Source organism: Brevibacillus sp. SIMBA_040, from assembly GCF_046535075.1.
In the GTDB taxonomy this organism is placed as follows: domain Bacteria; phylum Bacillota; class Bacilli; order Brevibacillales; family Brevibacillaceae; genus Brevibacillus.
Genome location: NZ_JAWRXI010000010.1, coordinates 108,301 through 122,789, shown reverse-complemented (window position 1 = coordinate 122,789; position 14,489 = coordinate 108,301). Strand labels below are relative to the sequence as shown.

The following is a 14,489-nucleotide window of genomic DNA, read 5'->3' as shown; positions in this document are numbered from 1 at the left end:
CAGCTTTCTCATTAAAGAGCGAAGTCTTCGTATTTTAACGTAACCAGATCGTCACGGGTTGGTTCCGTGATTCTTAGCATTCTTACCGCCTGTACACGGATTGCTTTTTCAATGCTATTCCTCACAAACCTGGCATTACTGAAATTTTCACGAAAAGGATCATGCAGGGCAGCGACAAGTCTTCTTCGTAATTTTTCGATTGCTTCTTTGGAGAGTTCGTATTCTTTGTTTTTTGCCATGATGTTTGCGATTTCGATCAGTTCTTCCACATCATAGTCAGTGAATGTGATGTGTACGGGAAACCGGGACGGCATCCCGGGATTCAGCTCAAGAAAGGAATCCATTTCATCATTGTACCCTGCAATAATGCAAACGAAATCGTTGCCTAAATCTTCAAGGGATTTCGTCAAACAGTCAATCGCTTCCTTCCCGAAATCTTTTTCCCCGCCACGTGCGAGCGAGTACGCTTCATCAATGAACAAAATACCGCCTAGCGCTTTTTTGACCAGATCACGTGTTTTTTGTGCTGTGTGTCCGATAAACTCTCCAACTAAATCCGCTCGCTCAACCTCGATCATGTGACCTTTCGACAAGATGCCCATTTCACGGAGTATTTTCCCAAATAAACGGGCTACAGTAGTCTTTCCTGTGCCCGGATTCCCTTTAAAGACCATATGAAAAACTTGTTTTTCCATCTTCAAACCATGCTTCTCACGCTCTTGATTCATTTTCATTAACGCGTAGATTTCGTAAATCGTTTTTTTCGCTTCGTGTAAACCGATCAAGCCCTCTAACTCATCAAAGACAGTCGCCAAGTTGGCATTTGCTGTAGCGCGCACTATTTCAGCCAAAGTATGTGGTTGCTTCACGCTTGGAGGGCGATTGAAGACGACTTGAATTCGATTTGGGCTGCTAGAGGATTCGTTTACATCGGCTGCAGAGCTCATCCCTGTTTGCTTCACATGCGTCACCTGCCTTGACCATCATACAAAAGTATACTCAACCAAGAATCAAAACCTGCCTATTTTTCAAAATCAGATGAAGTCGATTCTTGGTGAAATATGGCATGAAGGATATAGAGAATCGGCAGTGTAAATGTTACAATTGTCCTATAAATATATTCTATCGGGAGAGGCATATGAAACTGTTTCTATTTTTCCTTTTTTCATCGTTAGAGTACATATCCATCTTTTTATTGATGCTTATTCTCTTTAGACAGAAAATTCGCATTCACTTTGGGAAAATTGCGTTTTTATGCGTTTTTCTAAGCCTAGTCTCGCATTTTATTCGTTATACCCTTCAATTAAATGAATTTGCGATTATTGTACAAATTATTACGATGGTTGCCAGTTTACGATTTTTATGGAACATCCAATGGTTTTATTCCATCGTCATGGCAGTGATTTCTTATTGTGCGTTTTTAGCAATTAATGTACTCACCTTTATTCTCATGAACACTTTTGGTCTAATCCAATTGGATCAGTTACAGGAAGCAGATGGCACCGGATTAGCATATATGGGCTACGTGTTACAAGTTGTTACGGTTTGTATGTGTGCAATCGTTATTGGAATTATCCGATACTTAAATCGAGGGTGGGCATTTATTCCTGACGGGGAAAAGGAAGTCGAATACGGAAAAAAGGAAAATCAACACTTACTGATCGCTTCCTTTATTGCATTCGTTTCATTCGGAAGTATTTTGTTCATTGGTAACATGTGGGGCAACACGACTTTTACCATTTCATTTTTTGTACTAGCGTGTATTTTGGCAACCCTTTTTTATCTAGCAACGAAAAAGGATGAGGCAGAGCGTGATTGAGAGCACGGCCCTGTATATCGCTAAATCGATTAAGAGAGCCAACCCTGAGAAAACGGCAAGCGTTGAGGTCATGCAGTATTCCTTGATTGCGATCATAGGAACAGGATCAGCAATTTTTTTGTCCATCGTCTTTGCTGCTATACTCGGGACAACCGCCCAAACGATTAGTGTACTGGTTTCCTTTATGATATTGAGAGCATTTTCTGGAGGCTATCACTTTGAATCAGCTGAAAAGTGTGCGCTGGTAAGTATCTTTGGTGCCGTAGTTATCCCACTGATTCCGTTGAATGACACGGCAAATGACATTTTGCTGGCAGCAGCGTTAGTCCTGATCCTTCTACTTGCACCAAAGGGGAAAAATCAGTCTAGAATCTTTTTCAGGAAGCATTATCCACTATTAAAGTTGATTTCTCTTATCATTGTCACGGCGAATTATTGGTTTGGCTTGTCAGAAGTCACGCTGTCGTTTTTGGTACAAGCACTCAGCCTGCTCCCTTTTATTTGGAAAGGAGGTGAAAGAAGTGGAGAAACTCGTTAATAAAGCCACGTTGGCATACTATTCGTCCACAGTACTCGCTGCACTGGCTACGGTCATTGTCACGCCATTTTCAGCAGGTCTTTCACATCAACCAGATGCTCCAAAAGAGCTCTATTAAAAATAAACTTTGGGTTGTATTGTGGAGGAACCATGAAAATTCCACTATTCCGTAAGGGATTTGAGGAAGAGGGAATTTACTGGGTAGATTTACCTCAAGAAATCACACACCTTTCTCATTCAAAAAACAAAATAGAAATTCATACGCAAGACGATGTTTATTACATGTTGACCACGCTAGAGGATTGGAAAAAGGTTTTGAAGCCTTATGGCTTTGAGAAATTAGATGTGGGAAACATCGTGAATATGAACAAAGTCGTATCATTTGATGAAAAAGCACAGAAAGTGTACTTTGAAGAAACGCCTAACAAGCAGTCAAAGTTTGCTGACGTTGCTCGCGTTCATATTTCAAAACTAAATCACGTTAAACGATTAAAAAAGTAACATGCTACGTATAGTCGGCATGTTGCTTTTTGTTTTCATAGAAATATCGATTTGTCAAGAAAAATCGAAAATGTTCAATTTGTAAAGAAAGGAAATCTTTGGGATGCTATGATGAATATACTATAAATCGCAAAATAGCCATTCGTAAATCATCCTTGTGAATTTAGGAGAGGATGATTCGGGGATGGCGTGAAGGAAGATGAGTGAACAGTTTGAAATACATGCCTAATTCACTAGAACGATTCTATTTCATACTCATTTGTTTAGTAGGAATCCTAGAACTTTTTTTAATGATTATCGGTGTTATTCAAATCAAATTTCAGATTGAGTTTCTTCATGTTGTGCAAAACGTAAACTTTTTGATGCTGCTGTTTTTTCTCGTCATCGTACTTTTGGTTTCCAAATATGTCATGCTGATTCATCAAGAGGGCCAGGGCAATGAACTCATTGATATAGAACAAGGTTGCAAGGGAAAAGCTACGCAGTTAGAAGGTGCCTCTAGAAGTAATTCGAGCGGGGCACTGAATCCTGCAGTAGCAAATTACTTGCGTTCCAAAATACAGGAGCTTCTTGGAGCGTCGATTGATCATGAGGCTCATGTTATTAAAATCTCTTTAATCCAGAAAGATGGGCAAGAGATAATGACAATGGAAAATATAAATAGGAATGACCAAAATAATGATACACAACACTTATTTTATTTGGGTGTACCAACAGAACCGGGAGAGCGAAGTGGAAGTGCCATACCTGTACTGATGAAATTTGTTGAGCAGAATGTGGGACAAGTCCATATCGTGATTGATAAAGACTTCCGGTAATCGCAATGAAATAAGCAAGTAAGCAAAAGCCCTAATGATTAGGGCGTTTTTGTGTAAAACCGAATGTTTCTTTGTATTTTGTATTTAATGTTTGTGAATAATTGGTAGTTGAGCCAACTGTTAAAAATTTTTCGGAGCTGATACAAGAGTGGATTCTTAATTCTTTTGCAAAAAACGAACAATGCAAATCTGTACATAGGATAAGAGTATGGTGACTCATTTTCGCGAATACCACGGCTATCATGTTACGGCATCCTGATCAGTATTTTAGCTACCATCTGAAATTGTCTGACAGAGTGTGAAGCGATATCGAAATGGGGAAAATGTGGTATGATAAGGGAAGAAAGGGCGTGAATCGGTGAACGATCTGATCAAAACAACAGAAACAGCGATATTGGTCGGTTGTTTTTTGGATAACCGGGATGAAGAGCGAACACGTCTGTCTATGGAAGAACTGCACGAATTGGCAGCAACAGCCGGCGTAGAGGTTCTCGATGTGATTACACAGAACAGGGACAGAGTCGACTCTGCGTGGTACTTAGGAACAGGAAAAATCGATGAAATTGCGGAGCGTGCAGAAGAGCTGGATGTAGACGTCATTATCTTCAACGACGAGCTATCGCCTAGTCAGACACGCAATCTGGATAAGGTATTCGATTGCAAAGTAATTGACAGAACACAACTCATCCTGGATATTTTTGCGGGCCGTGCACAATCGCGTGAAGGGAAAATCCAGGTTGAGCTGGCACAGTATAACTATTTGCTGCCACGTCTTGCCGGACAAGGAAAGCAGCTCTCACGACTGGGTGGTGGAATCGGGACGCGTGGTCCAGGGGAATCCAAGCTGGAGAGCGATCGCCGTCATATCCGCAAACGAATCAGCGAGCTGAAGCAGCAATTAAATGATACGGTAAGAACCAGACAGCTTCATCGAGAGCGTCGGAAGAAAAACAATGTCTTCCAGGTTGCACTGGTAGGCTACACGAATGCCGGGAAGTCTACGATCTTGAATCAACTGACTGGAGCAAACACGCTACAAGAAGACAAATTGTTTGCGACTTTGGACCCGACAACACGTCAGCTTTCCTTGCCAAGTGGTTTGGAAGTGCTTCTGACTGACACGGTAGGCTTTATTCAAGATCTGCCTACAAGCTTGGTTGCGGCATTTCGTTCGACGTTGGAAGGTGTAAAGGAAGCGGATCTAATTCTTCATGTCGTGGATAGCCATCATCCAGACTTGCAGGTTCATATGGAAGTCGTGTACAGGATTTTACGCGAGTTGAAAGCGGAGGAAATTCCACAGCTCGTTGTATTTAACAAAGCGGATATATTGCCTGAAGGAACATACCTTCCGCGGACAGAAGAATCCATCTTGATTTCAGCCATGCGACAAGATGACTTGAGGAAGCTGATGGAGCGGATCGAATCTTTTGCACTGGCTTCTTTCAACGAAATGACGCTAAAGGTTCCTGTGGAGCGGGGAGACATTCTATCGCTTTTGCATCGCGAGGGCGTAGAAATCGATCAACAATTTAATGAAGAGGAAGAATCCTACCGGGTTACGGTACGTGTGAATCGGGATCATCCAATTTATGGGCGGATTGCTCCTTTCCTCCTGGATAAACCAGAGACTGTTGAAGAGAGTTGGTAAGATAACTGATGTTTTCCTTTTTTTCTCATGGAGAAAAGCTTCGTCCACTTGTTATGGAAGTGGAAGCAACCATATCAGAACGACACAGACAGATTGCAGCGATGGTGGACACAAACCAACTAAAAGTGCTGCGTTCATTTCAAAAGCATGAAGTAAATGAATTCCATTTTTCTCCATCTACCGGGTACGGTTATGATGACTCTGGACGTTCCACACTGGAGTCCATCTATGCCGATGTTTTTGGTGGAGAAGCTGCTCTGGTGCGTCCGCACATTATTTCTGGAACACATGCGATCGCGATATCGTTGTTTGGAATTCTGCGTCCAGGAGACGATCTGCTCTACATTACGGGCAAACCGTACGATACATTGGAAGAAGTCGTTGGTGTTCGCGGCGAAGGTCAAGGGTCGCTCAAGGATTATGGGATCGGTTACAGCTATGTGCCGCTTACGCCAGAGGGTGATATTGATTTCATCGCCGTAGCGGAAGCCATCACGGAAAAGACAAAAGTAATCGGAATTCAGCGCTCACGCGGCTATGCTGATCGTCCGTCCTTTACGATCCAGAAGATCCAAGAAATGATTCGGATGGTCAAAGAAATGAAGCCTGAACTGATTGTGTTCGTCGACAACTGCTATGGGGAGTTTACCGAGGAGTACGAACCTCTGCATGTTGGCGCGGATATTATGGCAGGCTCATTAATCAAAAACCCGGGTGGCGGACTTGTCAAAACGGGTGGGTACATTGTAGGTCGTCAAGATTTAGTTCAACTGGCATCTTATCGGATGGCAGCACCTGGGATCGGGGCAGAGGGCGGAGCTTCCCTATACTCGCTTTTAGAAATGTATCAAGGCTTTTTCCTCGCTCCTCACGTAGTGGGCGAAGCCTTGAAGGGAGCTGTATTTTCTTCAGCGCTGCTGGAGCGTCTTGGCTTCCGAACCAACCCGCTTTGGCATGAACCACGTACCGATTTGATCCAATCCGTTGAATTCGGTTCGGCTGAACGACTGATTGCTTTTTGCCAGGGGATTCAAAAATCAGCACCAGTGGACTCCCACGTAACTCCGTATCCTAGTGAAATGCCAGGATATGCGGACCCTGTCATCATGGCTGCCGGAACCTTCATCCAAGGGGCAAGCATCGAGTTTTCGGCAGATGGTCCCATTCGCCCGCCTTACTTGGGATTTGTCCAGGGTGGTTTAACGTACTCGCACGTAAAAGTGGGAATCATTACAGCTCTTAATGGCATGCTGGAAAAAGGATTACTACACTTGCCAGGTGAGCAGTAAAACAGCAAATCAAACAGTGATTATCCCACGGTCTGAACGGATAGTCACTGTTTTTTTGTGCAATCGTACTGGATAAAGTTCTGTTCCAAATATAAGTACAGCCTCGGTTTCCGCCAAAAGGCATGGCGAATCCGTAGTTTCTAGTTCGAAGGTACATTTTCATGTAATATTTTATAACATCCGTTGACAGGGATTTATGTTTTGAATAGAATAAGGCATGAGGAACACGATAGAGGAGGGACGAGTCATGGGTGATGATACTCGCCGTAATATGGCCCTCTTTCCCATTGGGATCGTCATGAAATTGACGGATCTAACTGCGAGGCAGATACGCTACTACGAACAAAACGACCTCATTCAACCAGCCCGCACCGAAGGGAAGCAGAGGCTTTTTTCCTTCAATGATGTAGATCGTTTGCTGGAGATTAAGGCACTGATTGAAAAAGGGCTGAATATTGCAGGCATCAAGCAAGTACTGCAATTGAACGAACCTACACCGGTACAGACAGAGATTACAACCACGTCTGAGACCAAACGAAAAGAGATGTCTGATAAGGACCTACATCAGCTCCTAAGGCAACAGATCATGTATCGCAATGCTTCTCGTCATGGCGAGGGTGCATTGATACGTGGAGAGCTTTCGCGCTTCTTCCACTGATATAAAGCCGTTATAGAGACAGGAGGAGAGAAATTTGAGCAAGTTTACAAGAGAAGACATTATGCGTTTGGCACAAGAAGAGGACGTAAGGTACATCCGACTTCAGTTTACCGATTTGCTCGGGGTGATTAAGAACGTTGAAATTCCTTCTTCCCAACTTCCTAAAGCACTCGACAACAAGATGATGTTCGACGGTTCTTCTATTGAAGGTTTCGTACGCATCGAGGAATCCGATATGTATTTGGTGCCGGATCTGGATACGTGGGTTGTCTTCCCTTGGGGTAATGAGCATGGCAAAGTTGCGCGCTTGATCTGTGATATATACAATCCAGACGGCACACCATTCGAGGGAGACCCGCGCTATATTTTGAAGCGTGCTTTGAAAGAAGCAGAAGCAATGGGCTACTCCGCGTTTAACGTAGGTCCAGAGCCTGAATTCTTCCTGTTCAAGCTGGACGAAAAAGGCGAACCGACTCTGGATCTGAATGACCAAGGTGGATACTTTGACTTCGCACCACTCGACCTCGGTGAAAACTGCCGTCGCGATATCGTTTTGACACTGGAGAAAATGGGCTTTGAAATCGAAGCTTCCCACCATGAAGTAGCTCCAGGTCAACACGAGATCGATTTCAAATACGCGAACGCTTTGCATGCTGCTGACCAGATCTTGACTTTCAAGCTGGTTGTAAAAACAATTGCTCATAAACATGGTTTGCACGCGACATTCATGCCAAAACCACTGTACGGTGTAGCAGGCTCCGGAATGCACGCGAACCAATCTCTCTTCCGTGGTAACCAAAACGTATTCTTCGACGAGTCTGATGAACTCGGCTTGAGTGAAACTGCGAAGCACTACCTGGCTGGTATTTTGCTGCACGCTCGTGGATTTACTGCCATCACGAATCCATTGGTAAACTCGTACAAGCGTCTCGTTCCTGGATACGAAGCACCTTGCTACGTAGCTTGGTCTGCTAAAAACCGTTCTCCATTGATTCGTATTCCGTCTTCTCGCGGTGTAAGCACGCGTATTGAAGTACGTAGCCCAGACCCGGCTACAAACCCATACCTCGCTTTGGCAGTTATGCTGAAAGCAGGTTTGGACGGAATCAAAAACAAATTGTCAGCACCACCTGCGATCGATCGTAACATCTACGTGATGAACGAAGAAGAACGTGAAGAAAACGGAATTTCCAGCTTGCCAGCTACCTTGAAGGAAGCAATTGAATGCCTCAAGGCAGACTCTGTCATTTGCGAAGCTCTGGGTGAACACGCTCTGATCCACTTCATCGAAGCAAAAGAAATTGAGTGGGATATGTTCCGCACACGCGTCCATGATTGGGAGCGCGAGCAGTACATGAGCACTTACTAATAAGCGTTTACCCCTTGTGCCACTTGGTGCGAGGGGTTTTCTCTTTTTGTGGGTGAGGTCAAACAAATAACAATCACTTTGGTCGCACCCACAAAATTTTTCGCTTTTTTGACAATTATAGAGGTTGAGTGAGGATTTGGAAAGCGGGTAACAAAACATACGATTTGTAAAACAGGAATTGAAACAGCATGCACCGAAAATGGGAGTGCCCGTTTCCGGCTACTCCTGGAATCCAAAACGTGTAATATTAAACCAATCTCATTGGACTGTAGTTGATGTGTACAACACAAAATTTAAGATCCGGATTAAGAACAGAGTGCAAAAAGAGGCGACTGCAAAATACAAAGCTGTTCGTCCGACCTTTTTGACTTGCTGATCTTGATTAAACAAGGAAACGAGCCAAATGATCAGTCCGATGGGAAAGAAAATAAAGCTAAAAATAAACAATTGCTTTCTCAATTTTTTTCATAGGATTTCTTTTATTATTTTACAATATTTAGATTTATTTAACAAATCATTACGTGTGGTAATGGTTGTAAAATTCTCGGTTTTAGCGCCAAAAATTATTTCTGAGGTGATGAGGATGAACAAGATGGACAAAGCAAAAAAGTACATCAGCAGTTGGAGGCCACAAGGTAAGCTTTTGAGAGAAATTGAATATGCCAACCAGCAAATGTCGTTTTCATGAAAGGAGAGATTATCGTGAATTGTACATTTTGCGATGAGAAGATCCTGGCGGACAAGCCTGAATGGATCCTAGTAAGTAAGAAGCCATCCGTTGAACACTTCTGCTGTCTGGGATGCTTAGCAGGGCATGTGGATGAGCTGGCGATGGAGGAAGAAGAGAAAACTGGTTTGGTCAGTTGAAATCGGTGTGCTTAGTAGAGGAAGGTGAGGAGGAATTTCCATTGCTTGTAGCGCGTCCTTGAGGTAGCTAACCTCCAGGGTATTGCGTAATAAAACGACTTTTCCATTTTGAATACCTCCTTTTTCAAGGAGTATAGCGTGGGAAGATGGGACAAGAAAAGGACCCACCCTATAGCACATTCACTAAGGGTGGGAATTGCAAGCGTTACCCTAGCTATGGCTCACTCTTCAGGGATTCAATCCAATCAGCATGACACGTTTCGCATAATAGCTCATCGCGATCCTGCTTCCCTTGGAAAAACGTGATTTGGCGGACGCTGTCGGTTTCACTTTCACAGTAATAACAGCGATATTTCCCCAATTCGTTCCCTCCTTGAAGAGTTTTTCAAGAGTAACGATAGTTATCCTCTCCATCTATGGTGTTATCTAACACTAGGGTTTTTTCAAATTATCACAAGCTCAATTATGTTAAATAAAAACCTATGAGAATAAAAGCTGTCACACTAAATAAAATACAAGCTCCAACTATGTTTAATACTACATTTTCTTTTTTAACTATCGACCATATGGTCCTAAAAAGTGCGAAGAGACAGGCGGATAATGAAACAATTTGTATCCAGTTCATAAATAACAACTCGCTTGCTCGATAACCAAGTAGTACCACATTAACTTCAAGAGATCTTTAACAGGTTGCTCAGTATGTTAGGAAACTAGCTTGACATGGAAAGGAATGTGAATCAAAAAACTATCCATGCAATCAAGAGAGAACCAATCCATAACTTTGATTCGTAATCTTCACCTTTGACGATTTTTTTAATAATCGTTGTGAGGTTTACAAAAAACCAAATAGCCAAAATCGGATTTAAGTAAAACGCAGAAACTGCAATGAAAGTTTCCATAGAAATTCACCTCATCCAAATTATACTACATGGGTTGATGGGATTATCAAAAAGTGTAGTAAGACAAGACTCACACAAGGCTTGCTGGATTTAGTGGCTCCTGGTGTAGACGTGATCCAGCACTTAACAAAACGGTAATTGGGTAAAGAAAAACCCTCGGTAAAACCCGAGGGCAGTTGATGGACTTACTGGTTAAATATATTACTACTGGCAATATTAGAGGTTCCATGATACTTGCCACCTTCGACAATCATTTGGAAGTAGTACTTTCCTGATGCATGATCTGGTAGCCGCATGTTTAAAAAATTTGTTGTTGAAGTAACTGTCCTATCTACCCAAGCATCTACCCATGTCGTTTGGTTAGTCGAGTATTGAAATGTTACCGAATTTGCTCCTGATGGTGCAGAAAAGGTTAAAGAGACATATACGGAGCCATCATCAAACTTCGTTACTCCATAGGTACGCAAATCTGCTATGGGTACTGGTGTTTCGCTATTCTCGGCTTAGTCCCTTCTCTTTGTGAGGAATTCGCTCGAGCCTACACCGTGCAGGCGACTTTCATCGCACACGGCGTTCCATCAACGGATAAGAATTTTTACAACGGGCACGTAAATCCTACGCCACAATTTCATTTTTGTCTGCTAACGAAAGTTAACTCTTTCTATGGGCTGTGGACCTATTTGAACAAAACACACGATTTGATAAATAGTGGGGCGACAGTTGTGGCAGGGGGCGAGGATTCAGTCTTGACAAAAAAATACCCCGGGTCATCCCAAGGGCCGTTGATGGATAATTAGTTTTTAGTAATATCAAGTACCATTTCTTGTTTGTGTGTTGAATCAATAGAAATGAAAAATTTATACGTTCCTGCAGAAGGCATCGTGTAAAATCCCAAGTCAAAAATGATTAACTGTCCTTTATTAAGATTAACATTGGGGATCGTAATTACGGAACCATTAATTTTATCAGTACCAATTTCATAACGATTAGAAGCAATGTAATACAAATCGGTTGCATCTGGAGTAATAACATCATTCAAATCAAAAGTTAGAGTCGCGTTTCTTAATGGCTGAGTGGCGAGAAATTTTGGCATAAAGTATTGGGAGGAGCCTTCAACGAAATGGTAGGGATATTGACCATTTAGATTGTCTTCTAAAGTGAATATTGGATCAGTATAGCTATTCTCAACTTATTCCCTTCTATTGAGGGTTTTCGTTTGAGCCTACACCGCGCGGGCGACTTTCGTCGCACACGGCGTTCCATCAACGGAATAAGAAAGGGGATTTACAACGGGCAAATTAAGCGTACTACAAAAATGTCGATATTTACAGTATTTGAATGCAACATTTGGATCCAAGGGGCGAGGGATTTACAAAACAATCGATGTGATAAATGGATCGGGGGTGACCCATTCATTCAATGTGGTATGCGGATAAAGTCGGTGAAATCTTTGATGTACAGGAAACAGAATGTGATGAATTTTATCAGTCAAAGGTAGACGTTTTGTGGAATGGAATGTTAGTCGATTGCCACATTTATAAGGAAGATTAATCATAGAAACGTAGCGATACTTAACACGACATTACTTATGTATGTCTTATTATTCTCTTCCAATGAGAGGGGAGTTCATGTGTCTCTAAATGTTGATACTTTATTAATTTTGCCTGACTGGGAGTTATGCCCGGTGAAACCTTAAAGGTTAACCTGTCCTTCCCTACAGAAATATGGGGTCCAACAACTGGTGAACATCAACGGTAACTATAAAACTAAAAGAGGAATCAATCCTTTTCGCTAATACAACATCAATCATATACGGATAAACTTGCGGGTTCTCTGTTAACGTTTTTGAATAATATTGGTTAATTGCAGCTTCAATTTGAGGACTTAACATCAACAACAGCATATCGCTGTATATTTCTTCTCTAGTATCATTCAGCACAGACGATCTAGTTTCTGCATGAACTAATCCGCTAAACATAAAAAATGCGAATAGTGTCAGAAGAATACTCTTCATACTCTCACCACCCAAAGAATAGTCCGGTCCATTTTTGTATCCCCTTCATAAGTGGACAGTATACTCTCGGGTAATTGAGAGCTGAAATGAGTAATTTTTGAAAGTTAAAAAGCGCAGACAATTGTTGCCCACGCAAGACACGTAATGGTGTGGGTATCACCTATTTAATAAAGCTTAACGCCACGCCAATGGAATAAGGTACAAGCCATAAAATCCAAACAATCAGGCTGAATTTATGGAACTGTTTGATCTGATTCTCCTTCTTTTTCCATACAACGACATATGCCCATACGGTATGGAAGAACATAAAGATCAGAGCTATCAGTCCAGTAATTCCAAAGCAAATTTAAATTAGGGCTGTCTGCGAGCAATTTCATAAACGTCGTTCCGATGGTATCAAATACTAAACCGAAACCAAAAAAGATAAGGTGCTTAGACTTTAGTTCTCCAGAACGTTTTTCGCTCCATACGCCAATTGTATATGCGATTAGAGCTATAAAACACTCGATAAATATAGGGATAAAAACGAGGACAAAATGTAGGACAAAAACAGGGACGAATTTCGAACGTTTGATCGGTAATCTTGATTCAAGGGCAAGCCGACTATCCCGTATCAATGGCGTACCTGAGCGAATCTATGGATGATGACGAACGTTACCTTACGAGAGGAGGACGTTTTGAGTCTGAACGCGTTAGGCTTGCGATGATCGTAGCAGGGAACATACAATTGCTTTTCGTTGTATACATTGTTGCGGTTTGAACCCTTCCGGGGAGCTTTAGAAAATCGCGATTACTCTGTTGGGATATACCGGACAGGGGATTACATGCGAGTCCTACGGTTCTGGCCCTCGCCCCTTGTCTGGTATTTCTCAGGTCTTATTCAACTCCCAAATTCCGATCAACATCTATCCTTTGCATGTGTGCTTCGAGTTTATTCGGATGACACGACACAGTGGATGGACAGGAAGGTGGGTTGAGAGAAGACTGCGAAAACTCCGGCAAGTAAGAAGCAAGCATCGAATCAACAAAGTGTGCAATTTGTGGAGTTATTTGATCATGAGATTCATGCCGTAACGAAGAAGGTGGAGGAGTAATTCACCAAAATAATGAGTGATTGTCGTAACATTGACGTCGGTGTTGGCTTTCGTGCTATCTCTATCTATTTCGATTAGATCAGCCTTTGCCTCTATTAGTGGGACTGTTCGACTGCAAAAATTTACGGATAATACCCCAGTGAATGTATCAGTTGTTGCATACACAAGATAGGGGGTCATCTCTTTAAAATTATACATGCATGAACTAAAACCAGTGAATACAGTGATTTCTGTTCCAGTAGCCTCTTTAAAATTCTTATTGATTTGGAAAGTAACTTCATATCCTGAATCTGCTTTTTCGATCTTGTTTACGGTTCCGATAAATACTGCTGTTGATTTATTGAGAGCTTCAGTGGGAGATAGATCGGAACCACAAGAGCAAGCAAACGATGGCACAGGAAATAAAAAGAAGGGTAGGAGAATAAGGAGCATGACAAAAAAACTCTTATTTTTCAATACATTCATAGTTATCACCTCATCAATATGACGATGCAAGTGTTGGAATGGTTACCTATATTTAGGAAAAATATGGCTCCTTATCACACTGTACAGAGAGACAAGTCCAAGGCAAGCGTCGAATGTTACTGGTTTTCTGCTGGTTTTCTACCTGCAAAGGTGTGAGTTCAATCCCAGATTTATGTTTCAAATACTACATACAATAAAATGATTATTCCTTGAAGTAAATACAAAATTTAACACGCCGTGATATGTTAATAGGGAGGGTGGGGATGGTGGGTTTCCTGGCAAATCAGGCCGTCAAAAGTGGGTAACGGTGGACCAACTGCGCCTAGCTTGTAAAAAACTTCTACGAATCCTTTCAGAGAAATCACACCCGAAGAATTCAAGCAAATTACCACACAAGATTTCTAAAGTGTTGAAATGAATTAACTTTCGATAGGTTACCAGTGAGAGAAGCTTAGTTAACATAAAGGTGCCCGTTGTAATTATCTTTATTACCGTTGATGGAACGCC

At 42.1% G+C, this 14,489-nt stretch carries 15 protein-coding genes and 1 pseudogene; 10 read left to right on the top strand and 6 right to left on the bottom strand.

From position 1 onward, the window contains the following. Positions 1 to 11 precede the first annotated feature (11 nt). Positions 12 to 947 (bottom strand): AAA family ATPase, encoded by a 936-nt coding sequence (locus tag SB752_RS18250; protein WP_410717179.1) that lies wholly within the window; start codon positions 945 to 947, stop codon positions 12 to 14. 191 nt (positions 948 to 1,138) lie between these two features. Between SB752_RS18250 and SB752_RS18245 the strand changes: the two genes are divergently transcribed. From SB752_RS18245 to SB752_RS18200, 10 genes are all read left to right on the top strand, one after another. Continuing rightward, positions 1,139 to 1,819, top strand: a complete 681-nt coding sequence (locus SB752_RS18245; protein ID WP_410717026.1) for a hypothetical protein — start codon at positions 1,139 to 1,141, stop codon at positions 1,817 to 1,819. After that, a complete protein-coding gene (locus tag SB752_RS18240; RefSeq protein WP_410717025.1) occupies positions 1,812 to 2,357 on the top strand; it encodes an accessory gene regulator ArgB-like protein in 546 nt (181 codons plus the stop codon). Before SB752_RS18245 ends, SB752_RS18240 begins: the two co-directional genes overlap by 8 nt. Further along, a complete protein-coding gene (locus SB752_RS18235) occupies positions 2,341 to 2,475 on the top strand; it encodes an AgrD family cyclic lactone autoinducer peptide (RefSeq protein ID WP_410717024.1) in 135 nt (44 codons plus the stop codon). The genes SB752_RS18240 and SB752_RS18235 overlap by 17 nt, the downstream gene beginning before the upstream one ends. A gap of 32 nt (positions 2,476 to 2,507) precedes the next feature. Then, a complete protein-coding gene (locus tag SB752_RS18230) occupies positions 2,508 to 2,858 on the top strand; it encodes a LytTR family transcriptional regulator DNA-binding domain-containing protein (RefSeq protein ID WP_410717023.1) in 351 nt (116 codons plus the stop codon). Between the two features lie 203 nt (positions 2,859 to 3,061). Further along, positions 3,062 to 3,676, top strand: a complete 615-nt coding sequence (locus tag SB752_RS18225; RefSeq protein WP_410717022.1) for a hypothetical protein — start codon at positions 3,062 to 3,064, stop codon at positions 3,674 to 3,676. Positions 3,677 to 4,034: 358 nt separating this feature from the next. Beyond that, on the top strand, positions 4,035 to 5,327 hold the full coding sequence (gene hflX, locus SB752_RS18220; protein ID WP_410717021.1) for a GTPase HflX: 1,293 nt from the start codon (positions 4,035 to 4,037) through the stop codon (positions 5,325 to 5,327). A gap of 8 nt (positions 5,328 to 5,335) precedes the next feature. Next, positions 5,336 to 6,616, top strand: a complete 1,281-nt coding sequence (locus SB752_RS18215; protein WP_410717020.1) for a methionine gamma-lyase family protein — start codon at positions 5,336 to 5,338, stop codon at positions 6,614 to 6,616. A gap of 247 nt (positions 6,617 to 6,863) precedes the next feature. Next, positions 6,864 to 7,274 (top strand): MerR family transcriptional regulator, encoded by a 411-nt coding sequence (locus SB752_RS18210; protein WP_410717019.1) that lies wholly within the window; start codon positions 6,864 to 6,866, stop codon positions 7,272 to 7,274. Between the two features lie 34 nt (positions 7,275 to 7,308). Beyond that, on the top strand, positions 7,309 to 8,643 hold the full coding sequence (gene glnA / locus SB752_RS18205; protein ID WP_410717018.1) for a type I glutamate--ammonia ligase: 1,335 nt from the start codon (positions 7,309 to 7,311) through the stop codon (positions 8,641 to 8,643). A gap of 702 nt (positions 8,644 to 9,345) precedes the next feature. Continuing rightward, a complete protein-coding gene (locus SB752_RS18200) occupies positions 9,346 to 9,510 on the top strand; it encodes a hypothetical protein (protein WP_410717017.1) in 165 nt (54 codons plus the stop codon). A gap of 214 nt (positions 9,511 to 9,724) precedes the next feature. Here the strand turns inward: SB752_RS18200 and SB752_RS18195 are convergent, their stop codons facing one another. The 5 genes and pseudogenes from SB752_RS18195 to SB752_RS18175 form a co-directional block, all read right to left on the bottom strand. Further along, positions 9,725 to 9,871 carry a hypothetical protein gene (locus SB752_RS18195; protein WP_410717016.1) on the bottom strand — a complete coding sequence of 49 codons (147 nt, stop codon included), beginning with the start codon at positions 9,869 to 9,871 and terminating at the stop codon, positions 9,725 to 9,727. Positions 9,872 to 10,247: 376 nt separating this feature from the next. Continuing rightward, the gene (locus tag SB752_RS18190) at positions 10,248 to 10,409 is read right to left on the bottom strand and encodes a hypothetical protein (protein ID WP_410717015.1); all 162 of its coding nucleotides are present in this window, start codon (positions 10,407 to 10,409) and stop codon (positions 10,248 to 10,250) included. 1,714 nt (positions 10,410 to 12,123) lie between these two features. After that, positions 12,124 to 12,423 (bottom strand): DUF3888 domain-containing protein, encoded by a 300-nt coding sequence (locus SB752_RS18185; RefSeq protein ID WP_410717014.1) that lies wholly within the window; start codon positions 12,421 to 12,423, stop codon positions 12,124 to 12,126. Positions 12,424 to 12,583: 160 nt separating this feature from the next. Beyond that, positions 12,584 to 12,944, bottom strand: a pseudogene (locus SB752_RS18180) (HsmA family protein). A 525-nt stretch (positions 12,945 to 13,469) separates the two neighbouring features. Beyond that, positions 13,470 to 13,982 (bottom strand): hypothetical protein, encoded by a 513-nt coding sequence (locus SB752_RS18175; RefSeq protein ID WP_410717013.1) that lies wholly within the window; start codon positions 13,980 to 13,982, stop codon positions 13,470 to 13,472. Between the last annotated feature and the right edge of the window lie 507 nt (positions 13,983 to 14,489).

Coding starts and splice junctions, on each gene's coding strand:
- SB752_RS18230 (WP_410717023.1), top strand. CDS start 2,508: ATGAAAATTCCACTATTCCGTAAGGGATTTGAGGAAGAGGGAATTTAC.
- SB752_RS18185 (WP_410717014.1), bottom strand. CDS start 12,423: ATGAAGAGTATTCTTCTGACACTATTCGCATTTTTTATGTTTAGCGGA.
- SB752_RS18175 (WP_410717013.1), bottom strand. CDS start 13,982: ATGAATGTATTGAAAAATAAGAGTTTTTTTGTCATGCTCCTTATTCTC.
- SB752_RS18250 (WP_410717179.1), bottom strand. CDS start 947: ATGAGCTCTGCAGCCGATGTAAACGAATCCTCTAGCAGCCCAAATCGA.
- SB752_RS18210 (WP_410717019.1), top strand. CDS start 6,864: ATGGGTGATGATACTCGCCGTAATATGGCCCTCTTTCCCATTGGGATC.
- SB752_RS18190 (WP_410717015.1), bottom strand. CDS start 10,409: ATGGAAACTTTCATTGCAGTTTCTGCGTTTTACTTAAATCCGATTTTG.
- SB752_RS18245 (WP_410717026.1), top strand. CDS start 1,139: ATGAAACTGTTTCTATTTTTCCTTTTTTCATCGTTAGAGTACATATCC.
- SB752_RS18215 (WP_410717020.1), top strand. CDS start 5,336: ATGTTTTCCTTTTTTTCTCATGGAGAAAAGCTTCGTCCACTTGTTATG.